Origin of the sequence: Clostridium sp. CS001, from assembly GCF_020443565.1 — a bacterium.
Taxonomy (GTDB): Bacteria; Bacillota; Clostridia; order Clostridiales; family Clostridiaceae; genus Clostridium_AD.
In genome coordinates this window covers 1-17,642 of record NZ_JAIZZN010000037.1, presented here as the reverse complement: position 1 = coordinate 17,642, position 17,642 = coordinate 1, and the positions used below count along the sequence as shown (strand labels likewise).

Annotated in this window: 16 protein-coding genes and 1 tRNA gene; 11 read left to right on the top strand and 6 right to left on the bottom strand. The window is 30.5% G+C overall.

Features of this window, described 5'->3' with window-relative positions; translation table 11 throughout:
• Window positions 1-52: 52 nt before the first annotated feature.
• Both LGK97_RS17775 and LGK97_RS17770 read right to left on the bottom strand, forming a co-directional pair.
• Window positions 53-196, bottom strand: a complete 144-nt coding sequence (locus LGK97_RS17775; protein WP_226261298.1) for a hypothetical protein — start codon at window positions 194-196, stop codon at window positions 53-55.
• 3 nt (window positions 197-199) lie between these two features.
• A complete protein-coding gene (locus LGK97_RS17770; protein ID WP_226261296.1) occupies window positions 200-640 on the bottom strand; it encodes a hypothetical protein in 441 nt (146 codons plus the stop codon).
• Between the two features lie 177 nt (window positions 641-817).
• Between LGK97_RS17770 and LGK97_RS17765 the strand changes: the two genes are divergently transcribed.
• The 6 genes from LGK97_RS17765 (at window position 818) to LGK97_RS17740 (ending at window position 10,052) form a co-directional block, all read left to right on the top strand.
• Complete coding sequence (locus tag LGK97_RS17765; RefSeq protein WP_226261294.1) at window positions 818-1,381, top strand: recombinase family protein; 564 nt, start codon at window positions 818-820, stop codon at window positions 1,379-1,381.
• A gap of 748 nt (window positions 1,382-2,129) precedes the next feature.
• Window positions 2,130-4,499 carry an EcoAI/FtnUII family type I restriction enzme subunit R gene (gene hsdR, locus LGK97_RS17760; RefSeq protein ID WP_226261292.1) on the top strand — a complete coding sequence of 790 codons (2,370 nt, stop codon included), beginning with the start codon at window positions 2,130-2,132 and terminating at the stop codon, window positions 4,497-4,499.
• A gap of 36 nt (window positions 4,500-4,535) precedes the next feature.
• Window positions 4,536-5,975, top strand: coding sequence for a type I restriction-modification system subunit M (locus tag LGK97_RS17755; protein ID WP_226261290.1), 1,440 nt, complete (start codon window positions 4,536-4,538; stop codon window positions 5,973-5,975).
• 1 nt (window position 5,976) lies between these two features.
• Window positions 5,977-8,022, top strand: a complete 2,046-nt coding sequence (locus LGK97_RS17750) for a restriction endonuclease subunit S (protein WP_226261288.1) — start codon at window positions 5,977-5,979, stop codon at window positions 8,020-8,022.
• A 22-nt stretch (window positions 8,023-8,044) separates the two neighbouring features.
• Entirely contained in the window at window positions 8,045-8,812 is a 768-nt protein-coding gene (locus tag LGK97_RS17745) for an ImmA/IrrE family metallo-endopeptidase (protein ID WP_226261286.1), read from the top strand.
• A 259-nt stretch (window positions 8,813-9,071) separates the two neighbouring features.
• Window positions 9,072-10,052 carry an Abi family protein gene (locus LGK97_RS17740; RefSeq protein WP_226261284.1) on the top strand — a complete coding sequence of 327 codons (981 nt, stop codon included), beginning with the start codon at window positions 9,072-9,074 and terminating at the stop codon, window positions 10,050-10,052.
• A gap of 539 nt (window positions 10,053-10,591) precedes the next feature.
• Here the strand turns inward: LGK97_RS17740 and LGK97_RS17735 are convergent.
• The gene (locus LGK97_RS17735) at window positions 10,592-10,759 is read right to left on the bottom strand and encodes a hypothetical protein (RefSeq protein WP_226261282.1); all 168 of its coding nucleotides are present in this window, start codon (window positions 10,757-10,759) and stop codon (window positions 10,592-10,594) included.
• A 163-nt stretch (window positions 10,760-10,922) separates the two neighbouring features.
• Between LGK97_RS17735 and LGK97_RS17730 the strand changes: the two genes are divergently transcribed.
• Window positions 10,923-11,354, top strand: a complete 432-nt coding sequence (locus LGK97_RS17730; RefSeq protein ID WP_226261280.1) for a hypothetical protein — start codon at window positions 10,923-10,925, stop codon at window positions 11,352-11,354.
• 267 nt (window positions 11,355-11,621) lie between these two features.
• Window positions 11,622-13,889 carry a methyl-accepting chemotaxis protein gene (locus tag LGK97_RS17725; protein ID WP_226261278.1) on the top strand — a complete coding sequence of 756 codons (2,268 nt, stop codon included), beginning with the start codon at window positions 11,622-11,624 and terminating at the stop codon, window positions 13,887-13,889.
• Between the two features lie 20 nt (window positions 13,890-13,909).
• Here LGK97_RS17725 and LGK97_RS17720 read toward each other — a convergent pair whose 3' ends face one another.
• Both LGK97_RS17720 and LGK97_RS17715 read right to left on the bottom strand, forming a co-directional pair.
• Window positions 13,910-14,794 carry a phosphatidylserine decarboxylase gene (locus LGK97_RS17720; protein ID WP_226261276.1) on the bottom strand — a complete coding sequence of 295 codons (885 nt, stop codon included), beginning with the start codon at window positions 14,792-14,794 and terminating at the stop codon, window positions 13,910-13,912.
• A gap of 179 nt (window positions 14,795-14,973) precedes the next feature.
• A complete protein-coding gene (locus LGK97_RS17715; protein WP_226261274.1) occupies window positions 14,974-16,362 on the bottom strand; it encodes a pyruvate carboxylase subunit B in 1,389 nt (462 codons plus the stop codon).
• A 234-nt stretch (window positions 16,363-16,596) separates the two neighbouring features.
• Between LGK97_RS17715 and LGK97_RS17710 the strand changes: the two genes are divergently transcribed.
• The 3 genes from LGK97_RS17710 to LGK97_RS17700 all read left to right on the top strand — a co-directional run bounded on the left by LGK97_RS17710 (window position 16,597) and on the right by LGK97_RS17700 (window position 17,487).
• A tRNA-Arg gene (locus LGK97_RS17710) sits at window positions 16,597-16,673 on the top strand.
• Between the two features lie 131 nt (window positions 16,674-16,804).
• Window positions 16,805-17,245 carry a nucleoside deaminase gene (locus tag LGK97_RS17705; RefSeq protein ID WP_226261272.1) on the top strand — a complete coding sequence of 147 codons (441 nt, stop codon included), beginning with the start codon at window positions 16,805-16,807 and terminating at the stop codon, window positions 17,243-17,245.
• 20 nt (window positions 17,246-17,265) lie between these two features.
• Complete coding sequence (locus LGK97_RS17700) at window positions 17,266-17,487, top strand: (2Fe-2S)-binding protein (protein WP_226261270.1); 222 nt, start codon at window positions 17,266-17,268, stop codon at window positions 17,485-17,487.
• 84 nt (window positions 17,488-17,571) lie between these two features.
• Here LGK97_RS17700 and LGK97_RS20065 read toward each other — a convergent pair.
• The coding region (locus LGK97_RS20065) for an IS3 family transposase (RefSeq protein WP_375293644.1) at window positions 17,572-17,642 on the bottom strand (71 nt) is incomplete at its 5' end.

Sequence of the window (17,642 nt, the reverse complement as noted above, 5' to 3'; positions counted from 1 at the left end):
TATCAACATATTGACCTTTTTTTATTTCTTCTTGAAACAGTATAAATTGTTTTTATGCTTCTGCATGTTGCTTTTTAGGTGATATATGTGATAAATCAATAGTTCTCGCTTTTCTTATCTGTTTACCTAATTTATCATATCCACATGATACGGTTAATCTGTAGGAGTTTTCTCCTCTTTTTTCTATAGCAGCCATTGTTTACACCTCCACATTTTCGTTTATCCATTTTTCAATTGTTTTCTTTCTTATTTTTTCTAATTTACCGATTTCTGATATAGATTTGCCTTGGCTTAATAAATTCATAACACTATTTTTTTTAAGACATTCAGCTTTATATATTTGAGTTTCTGTGTTAGCACTTCGTTTGCAAGCAGTACCACAATACAGTCCATGGGAACGTTCAGAATAAAACCAATTACCGCAATGAGAGCATTTAACATTGAATTTTGATTTTGTTCTGTCTAGCAGTAACATTAACCACATTGCATCAATTAGAGATTTACATCTCCAAACTATATTCCTTGGCAGTGTATTTTTTGCATCACCTATAGCAGGGGCAAGTGATACAGTTTCGCTTAATTGAGTACTAATATAAAAATTAATATACTTTAATGCTTCACTTAATATTTGTTCTTCCATAGTTTCTTCGGCTTCGGTAAGGTCATAGTCTAAAACAGCTAAGAAATAGACAAAAAATGTGTTTATATAGAGTTGTTTTTACAATTAATAAACATGTATTTAAGTAAGTCATTGACACTAGACAAACATTAATTGTATAATATGTATTATAAAGTTAATGGTGAGGGAGTGCAAATAATGAATATAGCTTATGTAAGAGTATCAACCATAGAACAGAACGAAAGCAGGCAAGTAGAGGGACTAAAGAAATATGGTATAGATGAATGGTTTACGGAGAAAGTTTCTGGCAAGGACACCAACAGACCGAAGCTTCAAGAGGTAATAAAGTTTGCTAGAAAAGGAGACACAATATTTATCCATAGCTTAGATAGGTTAGCACGAAGTACAAAAGACTTATTGGATATTGTGGAGCAGTTGCAAATGAAGGGGATACATCTAGTAAGCAGTAAGGAGAGCATAGACACTAATACAGCTACAGGCAAGCTGATGTTAACTATGATAGGAGCAATTAATACCTTTGAACGTGAGAATATGTTAGAAAGGCAAAGAGAAGGCATAGCAATAGCAAAGAAGAATGGAGTATACAAGGGAAGGAAAGAAATAGAGTACCCAAAGGACTGGATCGAAGTATATAGTAAGTATAAGACAAGAAATTTAACAGGAACCAAAGCCATGGAGCAGTTAGATCTTAAAAGAAATACATTCTATAAATTGGTTAAAAGATATGAAGAGGGAAAATAGGACCTTCTTCTTTTTTATGGAACATTTCTCAAAGATAATTGAAAATAGAAAAAAACCTACACAGAGAAGGGGTAAAGTGGCGTATATAGAAATTAATATAGAGAGGAAGGAATAATAAAAAACTGCTACAAAATTATGTAAATAAAAAAATCACAATAAAATTTTTGATATTTTAGAATATGGAAAATAATATCTAATTTTATATTACCAAATATTTAAAATTTTTATATGATTTCTGAATTTGGTAATTTGAAAAAATTCAATAGAACCTAAGCATAACAAAAGATTTTAAAGGACATGCACTTTAACTCCAATGAATAATTGGGAGGTTACCTTACAGTAATTACTCTCTTTGATTTTATAAATAACGATAAATCCTTCGATGATATAAAAGAAATATATCGTTTTTGTGATTAATATTATTCATTATAAAGTGAGTAAATTTTATAATTTCTAGGCCTTGATTTTTCTTAGCTAATAAATTAGAAAAGCCGTACAATAGAAGAATAAACCATACCTTAAAACAGCTTACATAAGCCTAATCATGAATACTAGTACTAATTAGGCGCTTCTTACTATGCTTAAATGGTTATTTTTAGAGAATGTTATATAAATATAGGGAAATTAGGATTATAATATAATTAAATTGAATTAATCTGATTATACAAATATATTTATTATGAACTTAATTTTTTTATATGATAATTTATAAATATATAACAGAATTTATGAGGAATGGAGATTGGGGATGGATAAGAAAAGCTTAAGTGAAAGAGATATATGTAGCAAGTATATAACACCAGCAGTGATAAATTCAGGGTGGGATTTAAAGAAGCAAATTAGAGAAGAAGTAACTTTTACAGCAGGTAGAGTTATTGTAAGAGGAAAATTTGTTACAAGAGGTAAGGCAAAAAGAGCAGACTATATCCTCTATTATAAATCAAATATTCCTATTGCTGTTATTGAGGCAAAAGATAATAAGCATTTTGTAGGCGCAGGTATGCAACAGGGACTTGGATATGCTGAAATATTAGATATACCTTTTGTATATAGTTCAAATGGTGATGGATTTATAGAACATGATAGAACACTTAAAGAAGGTACTATAGAAAAGGCATTAGGAATGGATGAGTTTCCTTCACCTGAAGTATTATGGAATAGATATAAGCTTTCAAAAGGTATTCAAGATATGGAAGAAAAGGTAGTTACACAAGATTATTTTTTTGATCAAGGTGGTAAAAGTCCTAGATATTATCAAAGAGTAGCTATAAATAGATCTGTAGAAGCTATAGCAAAAGGTCAAGATAGGATATTACTTGTTATGGCAACTGGTACGGGAAAAACGTATACAGCTTTTCAAATAATATACAGGCTGTGGAAGAGCAAAGCTAAGAAAAGAATATTATATTTAGCTGATAGAAATATATTGGTAGATCAAACTATGGTGAATGACTTTAAGCACTTTGGAGATAAGATGATTAAAGTGAAAAACAGGCAAGTAGATAAGGCTCATGAAATATATTTAGCCTTATATCAAGGGCTTACAGGAACAGAGGAATGGCAAAATGTATATAAAGAGTTCTCACCAGAATTTTTTGACCTTATTGTAATTGATGAATGTCATAGAGGAAGTGCAAAGGAAGATTCATCATGGAGAGAGATACTTGAATATTTTAAGACTGCAACTCAAATAGGTCTTACAGCTACACCAAAAGAGACAAATGAAGTTTCAAATATAAATTATTTTGGTGAACCAGTTTATACATACTCCTTGAAGCAAGGTATAGAAGATGGGTTTTTAGCACCTTACAAAGTGATAAGAGTTTCATTAGATAAAGATATTGAGGGCTATAGACCTATTAAAGGAAAACAAGATAAGAATGGGTTTGTTATTGAGGATAGAGAATACTATGCAAAAGATTTTGATAGGAACTTGATATTAGAAAAAAGAACTCCCTTAGTGGCGAAGACAATATCTAATTATCTAAAGAAAAATGATGGTAGATTTGATAAAACCATAGTTTTTTGCGTTGATATTGAACATGCTGAAGCTATGAGAGTTGCATTAATTAATGAAAATTCTGATTTGGTTTCAAAAAACCGAAAATATATTATGAGAATCACAGGAGATAATGAAGAAGGTAAAGCAGAACTAGATAATTTTATTGATCCTGAGAGCACTCATCCTGTAATTGTCACAACATCAAAGCTAATGACTACAGGAGTAGATGCACAAACATGTAAATTAATAGTGCTTGATAATACTATAAATTCAATGACAGAATTTAAACAGATTATAGGTCGTGGCACTAGAATTAGAGAGGACTATAAAAAGCTGTATTTCACTATTATTGATTTCAGAAATGCAACAAGACTATTTGCAGATAAAGAATTTGATGGTGAACCAGTACAAATATATGAGCCTGAAGATACAGAAGATATAACACCACCAGATAATCCAGAAGGAGAAACTCAACCTGAAGGTGGAGAAGGCACTACTAGTACAGGTTCAGGTGGGTCTAATATAGATATAGAAGATGAGGGTGTTAGTGGAAGACCACGAAAATACTATGTAAATGATGTAGAAGTAAAGGTTTTAAATGAAAGAATTATGTATTATGATAAGGATGGTAAACTTGTAACCGAAAGCTTAAAAGATTATACAAAGAAAAATATTAGTAAGGAATTTAAAACATTGGATGATTTCTTAAAAAGATGGAATGGTTCAGAAAAAAAAGAAGCTATTATTCAAGAATTAGAAGATCAAGGGATACTATTTGAAGCACTTGAAGAAGAGGTAGGGAAGGAATTAGATCCATTTGATTTAATATGCCATGTAGCTTATGATATGAAGGCACTTACAAGAAAAGAAAGAGCAAACAATGTTAAGAAACGTAACTATTTTGCTAAATACGGAGATAAAGCAAGAATGGTATTAGAAGTTCTTTTAGATAAGTATGCGGATGAGGGTATTAAAAATCTTGAAAGCATTGAAGTGTTGAAAGTTAAACCTTTTAATGAAATTGGTTCCTTTGTAGAAATTGTAAAAAGCTTTGGAAATAAGAGCAAATATTTAGAGGCAATCAAGGAATTAGAAAAAGAAATATACACAGCTTAGTTGTTTCAGACACAAATGAAGGGAGTCAATTTTAAAATGGCTATAGGGAACGTAATAAAATCAATACAAGATATAATGCGCCAAGATTCAGGAGTAGATGGTGATGCACAAAGAATATCACAGTTAGTTTGGATGATATTTTTAAAGGTATATGATGCAAAGGAAGAAGAATGGGAGATTAGAGATGATGATTACAAATCCGTAATTCCAGAAGAACTAAGATGGAGAAGCTGGGCTTCAAATGATGAAGGAATAACAGGTGATGATCTTTTAAATTTTATTAATGTTGATTTATTTAAAACTTTAAAAGAACTTTCTATAGATGAGAACGATGACCCAAAAGGATTAATCGTAAAATCAGTATTTGAGGATTCCTATAATTATATGAAATCAGGAACTTTAATGAGGCAAGTAATTAATAAACTAAATGAAATTGATTTTAATAGTAACGAAGATAGGCATCTTTTTAATGATATTTACGAAAATATATTAAAGGATTTACAGAATGCAGGTAATGCTGGAGAATATTATACTCCAAGAGCAGTAACTCAGTTTATGGTAGATATGATAAATCCTAAATTAGGTGAAGTTGTATTAGACCCTGCTTGTGGTACAGGAGGATTTCTAGTGTGTGCTTTAAAATACCTTAGAAATCAAGTGACAAATATAGATAATAAGAAAGTATTTGAAGATTCTATCCTTGGTATGGAGAAAAAGCCATTGCCACATTTATTGTGTACTACAAATTTAATATTGAATGATATTGATGTACCTCAGATTAAGCATGATAATTCACTTGCCAGAAATGTTAGAGAATATACTCAAAATGAAAAAGTCGATATTATAATAACAAATCCACCTTTTGGAGGCACAGAAGAAGATGGAATTGATGTAAATTTCCCTAAAGAGTTTCAAACAAAAGAAACAGCAGATTTATTTTTGGTATTAATTATGTACAGATTAAAAAGCCAAGGAAGAGCAGCTGTAGTTTTACCAGATGGATTCTTATTTGGTGAAGGTGTTAAAACAAAGGTAAAAGAGAAGCTTTTAAGTGAATTTAATCTTCATACCATAGTAAGAATGCCTAATGGAGTATTTGCACCATACACAGGTATAAATACAAATTTATTATTCTTTGAAAAAGGAAAACCAACAGAGGAAGTATGGTACTTTGAGCATCAACTACCACAAGGATACAAAAACTACACAAAAACTAAACCTATAAGAATAGAAGAATTTGAAATAGAAAAACAATGGTGGAATAATAGAGAAGTAAATGAATATGCATGGAAAGTTTCAATAGAAGAAATTAAAAATAGAAATTACAACCTAGACTTTAAAAATCCTAACAAACAAGAAGAAGATTTAGGGGACCCAAATGCACTACTAGAAAAATACCATAAAGCAACTGTAGCTGTAGAGACCTTGCAAAACTCTTTGATAGAAGAATTAAAGAAGATATTAGGTGATAAATAATATGGATATGTTATTGGAACAATTCAAAACCATATTTGATAGACCAGAAAAGGTAAAAAAATTAAGAGAATTAATATTACAGTTAGCAGTCCTAGGTAAGTTAGTTCCTCAAGACCCAAAGGATGAACCAGCATCAATTTTGCTAGAAAAAATAAAATTTGAAAATGTTAAGTTGATTGAACAAGGGTTATATAATAAACAGAGAAAAGTAGTAGATAAAGTTGATCCAATAAAAGAATATGGACCATTACCAAGTTCATGGCAATGGTGCGTATTAGATGATGTTGTACCATATATAACAGATTATCAAGCTAATGGAAGCTTTTCTTCATTAAAAGATAACGTAAAAACATATTACGAGGAAAGTTATGCAATACTCGTTAGATTAAAAGATTTACGAATTAACATTAAAAATAACGATTTGCTATACACTGATGAGGATGGATATAATTTTTTAAAAAAATCAGGTCTTCATGGAGGGGAGTTATTAGTAGCTAATGTAGGTGCAGGAGTAGGGACATGTTTAGAGATGCCATATATTAACAAGAAAACAACAATTGCACCTAACATGTTCATAGTAACTACATCAAAATATATAGACAAAAGTTATTTTAAATATTTCACGAGAACTTCTATGTATAAACAGGAAATATTTAATAAAGCTGTTTCAACTGGACAGCCTAAAATGAATAAAAATGAATTTAGAAGTTTAACATTTCCATTACCTCCACTAAGTGAGCAGAATCGTATAGTAGAAAAAATAGATTATTTAATGGATCTTTGTGATAATTTAGAAAAAGAACTAGAAAGAAAAGTTAGATATAGTACTTTAAGTTCAAAATCTATATTTAATAGTATCGGAAATTGTACTACTTTAGAAGAATTAGAAGAAACGCTAAGATTTATTATTGAAAATTTTAAGGAGTTTACTGCGGATAATGGAGTTAAAGAGTTTAGAAATGCTATACTAGGGCTTGCAGTACAAGGTAGATTAGTTCCTCAAGATCCAAATGATCAGCCAGCAAGTATGCTTTTGGAGAAAATAAAAGATGAAAAAGAAAAACTTATAAAAGAAGAAAATTTTAAAAGAGTAAAGCCCCTTCCATCCATTACAGAAGATGAAATTCCTTATGAATTGCCGAAAGGATGGGAGTGGGTGAGATTAGGTGAATATTGCATATTAAATCCTAGAAATACATTTAATGATAAAGAGGAAGCGTCATTTGTTCCTATGAGACTTATAGATGATAGTTTCAATAATAGTCATACACATGAAATTAAAATATGGGAAGACATTAAAAGTGGGTTCACTCATTTTGCTGAGAATGATGTAGTTATTGCTAAGATAACACCTTGTTTTCAAAATAGAAAATCTGCAATTATGAAGAATCTCAAAAATGGGATTGGAGCAGGAACTACTGAATTATATGTAGTAAGATCAATTGGTGGGTTAATCCTATCAGAGTTCATTTTAACCATCTGTAAGACAGAATCGTTTATAAGAGGTGGAGTAGGAACATACACTGGTACTGCTGGCCAACAGAGAGTAAATAAAGAGTATATATCTAATCTTGTTATTGGATTACCACCATTAAAAGAACAAAGACGCATAATAGAAAAAGTAGATTCTCTAATGATATTATGTGATGAACTAGAAAAAAGAATAGAAAAATCAAAGAAGTATAGTGAGCACCTAATGAAGTCAATTTTGCATAAATTATTTAAAGAAAATGATAAAGAAAATGATAAAGAAAATGATGAAATATCATTTGGAGAATTTATAAAACAAAGTAGAAGAGATAAGGGGATAACAGTAACAGAGATGTTGAAATCACTTAAAAGTGTAAAAGCATCTGAATATACAAAGATCGAGGAGGGGTTTGTGAAGCCAGAAAAATTAATTATCGAAAAAATAGCTAAGGCCTTAAAACTTTCAGAAATAGAAGTGAAATTATTTGAAAAATTAAAAATTAGGGCAAATATTGATGAGTATTCTGACCGAGATCATGATATTAAAATAGCGGCAAGAAGGGTAAATAAAAATTAAGTAGCTTATAGAGGTGTTAAAGATGATTTATGAAGAGAGTATTTTTCCATTTCGCAGCAAGGATAGGCTTGAAGAAATAGCAGAAAATCATCTAGAAGTATATAATTCAAGCTTGATTAAAGTGCCAAGCGAAATAACAATTACCGATTTTATAGAAAGACATCTTAGGCTTGAACTAAAGTTTTTACCGATTTCTGAAGATAGAGAAATATTGGGATATATGGTCTTTAAGCCATCAAAAATAATAACATACAACAGTAGTGACGGTAGAAAACAGTATTTAAATATTGCTGAGCCATCTGTAATAGTTGACAGTGAATTAAGTGATAATTCTAAAGCAATAGGGAGATTTAGGTTTACTTGTGCTCATGAAGCTGCACATTGGATTTTACATAGAGATTATTTTTTACAAGATGGAGAGCATTCATTAGTATCAGATTCAGAAGATATATTTAAAGATAATTCCAATGAAGATTATAGAGATAATATTGAAAATGATGAAAGAATGGAATGGCAGGCAAATTACTTAGGCGGTGCATTATTAATGCCTAAAAGAACTTTCACAAAAGAATTTTTAAAGACATTGCTTTTACTTGGAATTAATAATCAACCATATTTATATAGAGATTCTCAGTTATGTAATATTAACAACTATAGATATATGATTAGTAAAATTACAAGTGTATTTAATGTATCTAAAGAAGCTGCTCGAATAAGACTACTCCAATTGAATTTATTGAAGGAAGAGGAGTACAATCAAAATAATAGCAGGCATAGAATTATAAATTAAGGAACAACAAGATTTGTTTGGGAATCAACTAAGATAGTTTCTTTGTCTGTAAAGGAATTGAAGAAGCTTACAAATATACTTAATATGATGTATGTATAAAAGTTTTAATAAAAGTTAAATATGAAATGCTATGCATTTTACGACACAATGTTCTAATTACATCTATAATATAATATGATATACTATATTGTAGATGTAATTAACATACATAAAAAAGTTGAATTACGCGATTAAATCTGTATTATATTGGAGAATAATTATGAGTGATGTGAAAAGTATAAATTCCTTGATGTCATATTTAAGAGATACACATGGTATTAATATAAAAGGTAGTAGTCATAAGAAGAAGTTAAGAAATATTGGTTATTATCATGGATATAAAGGATATAGATATATAGCAAGTCCTGTCAACAAAATTCCTTATAGGGATTTTAATGAAATTCTAGCTATAAATAATTTTGATATGAAATTGAAATCAATAATATATCCACAGATTATGTTTATTGAGACAGCAATAAAAAATTATGTATTGGAAGTAGTTTTGGAAAAAAGTCAGAGTGATAACTTTAACGTTATCTATAATAAGCTATTAACTGAGTATAAAAATTATTCTGCTGGAACTAGAAGTTATAAAGATGCATTTAAAAAAAGACTGGACTTACGTAATACAATTCATCATGGTTTAACAAGGAACTATTCCAATAATAAAAAAGTGGTACAACATTTTTATGATTTGGATAAAAGTGTGCCTATATGGGCTATATTTGAAACAATAAGCCTCGGAGAGTTTGGATTTTTTATGTCATGCCTAGAAAAGAGTTCAAGAATACAAATATCAAAAAATCTGAAATTACACCAAGGTTGTGATGCTGAAGGAAAACTGACACAAACTATTATATATGCTTTGAAAGATCTAAGAAATTCAGTTGCTCATAATGATATAATATTTGATACAAGATTTAAAAGTGGTCAAATCAACAGTTCATTAATAACGTGTTTGAACCTTTCTACATCTATATCGGGAATAATGTTTTCTAGCATTGTTGATTATATTATTTTAATAGCTTATATGTTAAAAAATCTTGAAGTTTCCAAATCAGAAATTAATAGATTTATTAGTGATTTTGATAATACGTTAGAAGTGCTTAGGGCACAGATTCCAATAAATATATATAATAGTATAATTGATACACAAACAAAGAATAAATTAATATTATTAAAACAATTTGTTAAGATTTAAAAAAAAATTGCATATATATATAGTATATGATATATTATATATAGTGAATAGCGGTGAATGTCTTCGGACTACACCTAAGAGAGTTGGATGCGTCCGGCTCTCTTTTTTTAGGTTACTTATTTAATATATTTACATATAAGATTAATACTAATAATTATAACGAATTATTAGAAATGGATAGCAACAGCATTTTATTTGTTAAATTACTATTCAAAACCTGTTCTGATGTAATTCAAATGTAATAGAATAGAATGTATTATTGGTGTTTATTTGGTGTTTATTCTTATAAAAAAGCGGTTGATTTTACTATAGGATATTAAAAGGTAATAGTGTATAACCGTTTATATATAAGAGGTTAAGAGAAGTTAAGGCAAATTCAAGTAACCTATCTACCACACTACGAACCAGTTGGTCGCAGGTTCGACTCCTGTCCGACGCACCAAAAAAGAAACCCTAGAAGTAGTGATGCTTCTAGGGTTTCAATATTTTTTGAAGAAATCAAAAATAAAAAATCTAGATCCTCCCATTTAGGTACAGCATTAGTTTTTAGTTTTCTTTTCTTCTAAAGTTACATCAGCAATGTCGTCAGTCATATTGGACAGGTTATACATAATAGCCATCTCAGTATCTAAAACACCACTATTGCTTTTATTAGCGTCTAATCGATTAATTGAATTGTTTGCTTTTCCCAACTTATTCTTATTCATTAGTATTCTCCTTTCAAATGTAAGAATTACACTAAATATATTAAGTGTAATATATAGCTTACCCGCTTTGTTATAAAGTATAAAATAAAATAATCATTTAGTATAAGTTGTAACTTCAAGGCATACTTATTATTGATAAGTAATAATAAATGGAGGGTATAAATTGGATTACTCAAAACTTAGCTACTCAGTTAAAAAAAAGACCGACAAGGTATGTGAATTAAAAGTAAGAAAGGTTAAATGGAGTCGTCTTTGGAAGATAGCTGTTGGTGTGAGTGTACTAATGCTTACTTATATATTTCTTTATGCCAAAAGATACGCTTACTATGCAACTAGCGCTTTTGAAAATCAAAACTTAGGAAGTAGTGTAAGAATTTTAGATATAATTATACTTATAGCTTTTGCAGCTTTAGTTCTTATTGTTTATTGGGCAGTAGGTGAATATGTAGAAGTCAAAGGGGCTTATGAAAAAACAAGAATGGATTTAATAAAGACTATTAACAGTAAATTTTGTACTTGTAAGGGCGCCTGTGATTGTAAAGATGAATATGTTAAAGATATGGAAGTTAGAGGTATAGATTTAATATATTTATAAATATAATGTTTCATTTGAATATATATAGAAATGAGGCATACATATAATTTGAAACTCAATAGTATAAAATGAATTTACAATAAAACACCAAATGCATCAGTATTCGGTGTTTTATTTTGCTTTAAAATCCTTAGTGTCGCGAAATATATCTTATTATATAATTACAAAGTAATTAATATATGTTAATATATATATATGTTTTTAAAATATTCATAATATTATAAGATATTTTAAAATTGATAGTTAACACAAACAGGGGGGATCTTTATGCGTTTTAAATTTTGGGATTTTATAAAGAAAAGAAAAAGTAATGAAAAGAAAACAAAAGTGAAAACGGGTTCAAAACTGCTAAAAACAATTAAAAGTAAACTTATGAATGGCAAAGCCTCTAAGCAAACTAACAATTCTGAAAGTAAAAACAAAAAAATAAAACTACTAAAAGATGGTACAAGAAAAAGATCTATAAAAAACAATGATAAAAAAGGCATTTCAATTAGAATGAAGATACCAATGCTTATTGGAGCACTAATAATTTTATCAATGGTTACAACTTCTATTTTTACATACATAAAATCATCAGAAATTATATTTTCCCAAAGCAAAGCTGAAATGATGTCTGTTAATAAAAGAGCTATAGAAACTATTTCCGTTATGATAGAAAAGCAGCAAGCCGAGGCAAAGGCTATAGGTAACACAAAACAAGTTTTGGATGTTATGAAACTTAAGAATAACCCTGACCCAATTGCTATGGCACAATATAAAAGTGCATTAAGCGAAAGTAATGAAAAGTTTTCTAAATATGTTGCTGACAATAAGAACGTCGAAAGAATATCATTAGTGGATGTAAGTGGAAATATTATATCAGATAGTGATACACAGTCTATAGGAAAGAGTTTAGTAGAGCAAAGCTACAACGCCCTTAGCTCAAGTGGTGGATTTGCTATAAGTGAAACTATGAAATCCGAAATATCAGGACAAGCAGTAACGGTATTCACAAGCCCTATATTAGATGAGGACAAGTATGGCCAATCAGTAGGATATGTAGCAGTATCTGTGTATGCAGAGAGTTTTTCAAAGTATATGCAAGATGTTAATGTATCAAACAGTAAATCAAGCTATGCTTATTTAATTGATGAAAAGGGCAAAATGCTATACCACAAGAATAAAGAGAAAATAGGAAAAGATGTAGAGAATGAATCTATAAAGTCTATAGTTGGTATGGTTTCAAAGGGTCAAAAAGTTGAAGCTGGTACTACTAATTACGTTTTTGATGGAGTTAAAAAGTTTGCATCTTATGGAGTTATACCAAGTATAAACTGGACACTAGTAATTACAGGAGACATGAATGAAATAAGACAACCAGTAAATCAAATGACAAAGATAATCTTACTGATAGCAGTTCTTGTAAGTTTATTCTCTTTATTAATTGGTGCAATTGTATCAAGAGTAATAGTAAATCCATTAACAAAGGTTACATTATTAGTTGATAAAACTTCTAAACTAGATTTAAGTGATGACAAGGGTATAGAAAGTTTAATTAAAACCAATGATGAAATTGGAGCTATATCTAGAGCTATAGTTAATATGAGAAAAACATTAAAAGATGTTGTAGAGGATTTAATTGAAGCCTCAGATAATATTAGTAACAATGCACATACTGTAGAAGATCTTACGGATGTATTAAAAGCAAAAGCAGAAGAAAGTTCTGTTGAAACTGAAACTCTATCAGCTGGTATGGAAGAGACTGCAGCTACAGCGCAGGAGATTTCTGCATCCTCTGGTGAGATGAAGAATATGGTTAATACTATAGTAGTGAAAGCATCAGAAGGAGCAACTGCAGCTCAAAGCATTGTTGAAAAAGCAATGGGTATAACTGTTTCATCTACTGAGTCAAAAAAGGAAACTGATAGGATTTATAATGATGTAAAAAAACAATTAGAAGTTGCAATAGAAGGTTCAAGAGCAGTTGAAGAAATACATGGCCTGGCAGCGTCTATACTGCAGATAACTAGCCAAACTAATTTGCTTGCTCTAAATGCTGCTATTGAGGCAGCAAGAGCGGGAGAGGCAGGAAGAGGTTTTGCAGTGGTAGCAGATGAGGTTAGAAAGCTAGCAGAGCAGTCTGGAACTACAGCAGCTAACATTCAAAATGTAGTTAAAGTTGTAAATGCTTCTGTAAAAAATCTGGCTGATAGTTCTACTAAGATGCTAGGGTTCATGGATGAAGAGGTTTCTCTAAATTATGAGATTATCATGGGTACTGGAAAAGAATATATGGATGATGCAGAGATTTTCAATAATTTCATGAAGGAATTTGATGAAACAGCGCAGCATCTAAATACTTCAATTAATGGAATTGCAGTTGCAATAGATCAAGTAGCAGGCACTGTTAATGAAGGGGCAGAGGGCACCTTTAATATTTCAGATAAGAGTATTAGTATAGTAAATAAAATGGAAGAAATAAAAGAGACAACTGCTAGCAACAAAATTAGTGCAGAAAAGTTAAAAGATATAACTTCAAAATTTAAGATGTAAAAAAAGATAGGACTGAAATATTATTTCAGTCCTATTTTTTCTCCCATAAATACAGAGGTTTCAAAACCTAATTGGGTTTGATTTAGTAAATCCTCATGGATTTTGACAACATCTTTTTTGAAAAATAGTATTACAGTAGAACCACCAAATTTGAAATATCCTTTTTCATCGCCTTTTTTAACTTTTGCATTAGGAGTAAAGCTTTGAATAATTGATCCTACACAAGTAGCACCGACTTCTACATAAAGAACATCTGAAAAGTTATCTGAGTGAAATATACTCCATTCTCTTTTATTCTCGCAGAACAACCTTTTAACATTTTTTAGTGCTATTGGATTTACAGAATAATAGTGGCCTTTGATTTTAGTTATATCACTACATACCCCATCATCAATAAAATGAAATCTATGATAATCGGTTGGACATAATCTGAAAATTAAGCAGGTACCTCCATGGTATAAATCGCAAATTTCATTATCTTTAAGTAGTTCCTTTAGCGAATAAGTAAGACCTTTTACCTGAACTAAATCATTTAGATTAATATTCTCGTAAGCTGAGATTTTTCCATCACAAGGAGATATTAAAGTATCTTTACTTTCATCCATTTCCCTGGCACCTGGATTTAAAGTTCTTATAAAGAATTCATTAAATGATGAGTATTTACCATCTTGGCTCTCATATATAGACATATCAATGTTAAAGTCTTGAATAAAGTCACTAATTTTTCTAGAGCTTATTTTTGTATCACAGTAATAGCCATATAATTTTGAAAACAGCTTTTTCTTAAGCAATAATTCAACTAGTCCTACGCCAACAGGAGAAGAGTAAGACCAATTTAAATATTTTTCACCAGCTACCTTTTCAATTTCGTATTTATTTTCTTTTCTGTTATAATATTTAATCATAAAACACCTCGTTTTCACTAAATTATAAGCATATCTAAGGTTTGTAATAATTATATATGTATATATTATTGTATCTAAATTATACATATATAGATAAGCTAATGTCCAGCATAGAATAGCTTGTGTGCTAAATCAAAATAAATAAACACCCCCAAGATTATTGAGGATGTTTATTTTAGTTATATAGGTTCACTCTGGGTTTCAACCATTAATTGATCCACAGAAGGTTTTTTGTTTCTATTTTTAATAAATTCTTCTGCCAGGCCAGGGAAAGCTAAGTAGGACAAGATGTCCTCTTCGCGAGTTGTTAAATCTTTTAGAGCTTCCTTTGTTTTCTCAAAAGCAGGCTCTAATGTATCTGCAAAGCGGCCATGGATAGGCTGTTCATTACCTAAAGCTTTTGTTAAAAGCTCTGGGTTAATTGGTCCTGGTGATATACCATATTCACCCCTACAGTAAGCCTTAACTTCATTTAATATAGTTTTGTATCTTTCGCTTGTTAAAATATTAAATGTAGCTTGAGTACCAACCATTTGACTCATAGGAGTTACAAGAGGTGGGAAGCCCAAGTCTTCTCGTACTCTAGGTACTTCTGCGAGAACAGCGTCTAGTTTATCAATAGCGTTTTGTGCTTTAAGCTGTGAGATCATATTAGAAAGCATGCCTCCAGGAACTTGATTAATTAGACCTTCTGGTTGAGGAGTAAGAAGTAGTGGGTCAAGAAGTCCAGAAGCTATAACTTCCTTCTTTATAGGTTTAAAGAAATCATTTATATATATAAGTTTTTTAGCATCTAGGCCAGTATCGTATCCAGCAATTGAGAGAGCTTCATGCATAGTTTCTGTAGGTGGTTGTGAAGTTCCACTAGAGAAGGAAGAAATAGCACAATCAACTCCAGCAGCACCTGCTTCTATTGCCTTGTAGTAAGACATTTCAGCTAGCCCATTTGTACAATGTGAATGAAGATATATAGGAAGTTTAACTGTTTCCTTCATACCTTTAACTATATCATAAGCAATGCTTGGCATAATAAGTCCTGCCATATCTTTAATGCAAATAGAATCAGCACCCATATCTTCAAGTCTCTTTGCTAGTTTTGTATAGTTTGAAACGTCGTGAATTGGGCTTACTGTATAAACTATAGCACCTTGAGCATGTGCGCCTTGTTTTTTAGTTTCATCAATAGAAACTTCAATATTTGAAAAGTCATTTAAAGCATCAAATATTCTTATAATGTCTATTCCGTGATATACAGACATTTTAACAAATCTTCTCACTACATCATCAGGATAATGTTTGTAGCCTAATATATTCTGACCACGAAGTAGCATTTGTAATGGAGTCTTTTTAGCTATAGCCTTAATTTTTTGAAGTCTTTCCCATGGATCTTCATTTAAATATCTTAAGCAAGAGTCAAAAGTAGCTCCTCCCCAACATTCCAATGAATGATAACCTGCATTATCTAGTGCCGCAAGTACAGGGGCAAATTCTTCAAATTTTAATCTTGTAGCAATCAAGGATTGGTTGGCATCTCTAAGAACGGTCTCAGTTATATGTATTTTTTTCATCTAATCACCTCATAATATAATATCGTTTATAGATAGTTTAGCATACAAATCTATAAAAATCATGCAATAAATCATTTGTTTTTCAGAAATATTAGTTTCTTTGTAAATCATGGTTTAATTCAACTTGAGTTTTTTAATATATGTTTAGTTATTTAAAAAAATTTATGTATATAATGGCTATAGGTTGACATACTTATAAAAGTGTAATAATATATTTAAGTAGGAATAATATATGCACCCGTAGCTCAGTAGGATAGAGCGTCCCCCTCCTAAGGGGAAGGCCGGAGGTTCGACTCCTCTCGCGTGCACCAGAAAACTAGCAAGGTAATACTTTGCTAGTTTTTTATTATATAAATTATATTGAAAGTCTAATATTTAACAAGTATAATATAGATAATAAGAGTTATTAAACAATAATCATTTAAAGGATATGAGGGTTTACATGAAAAAAGATTTTATGTATGAAGCATTAAACGAAGCTAAAAGATCATTACTATTAAATGAAGTACCAGTAGGTGCAATTATAGTAAAAGACAATAAGATAATTGCAAGAGCACACAACCTAAGGGAAACACTACAAGATGCCACTGCTCATGCAGAAGTCTTGGCTATAAAGAGAGCCTGTGAGGTTTTAGGAAATTGGAGATTAACAGGGTGCGACATGTACGTAACTCTAGAACCTTGCCCTATGTGTGCAGGAACTATATTACAGTCTAGAATAAGTAAGTTATATATAGGCGCTTTTGATCCTAGCGTAGGTGCCTGTGGGTCAGTAATAAACATTCTTCAAAATGATGCATTAAACCACTGGATAGAAATAAACTGGTTATACAATGAAGAGTGTGGAAATTTATTAACTGACTTTTTCAAGGCTAAAAGATAACATAAAAGGAGAAGGATATTATGGAACAGAATATAAATAGCGAAATAATGGATAAACTTACAAAGGTATGTTTATGTAAAGCCATACCAAGATCTACAATAAAAAAGGCAATACGAGATGGTGCAAAAACTGTAGAAGAAATTCAAATGGCCACAGGGGCAGGAAGCGGTGGATGTAATGGTAATAGATGCACTCCAAAGATAGAGGAAATATTAAAACGGGAATTAGAAAAAGAATATTAGTTATATATTTTAAGTATGAGTAGATAAAATAAAAGCGAAGCCTATAATCTGGTACCCTTGTCAAGGACAATATAAAAAGGAGTATTAAGAAGCTAAAAGATGATTTCTGTATTGTACGGGAGTCATCTTTTTTAAGTTCCATTGGTATCTATAAT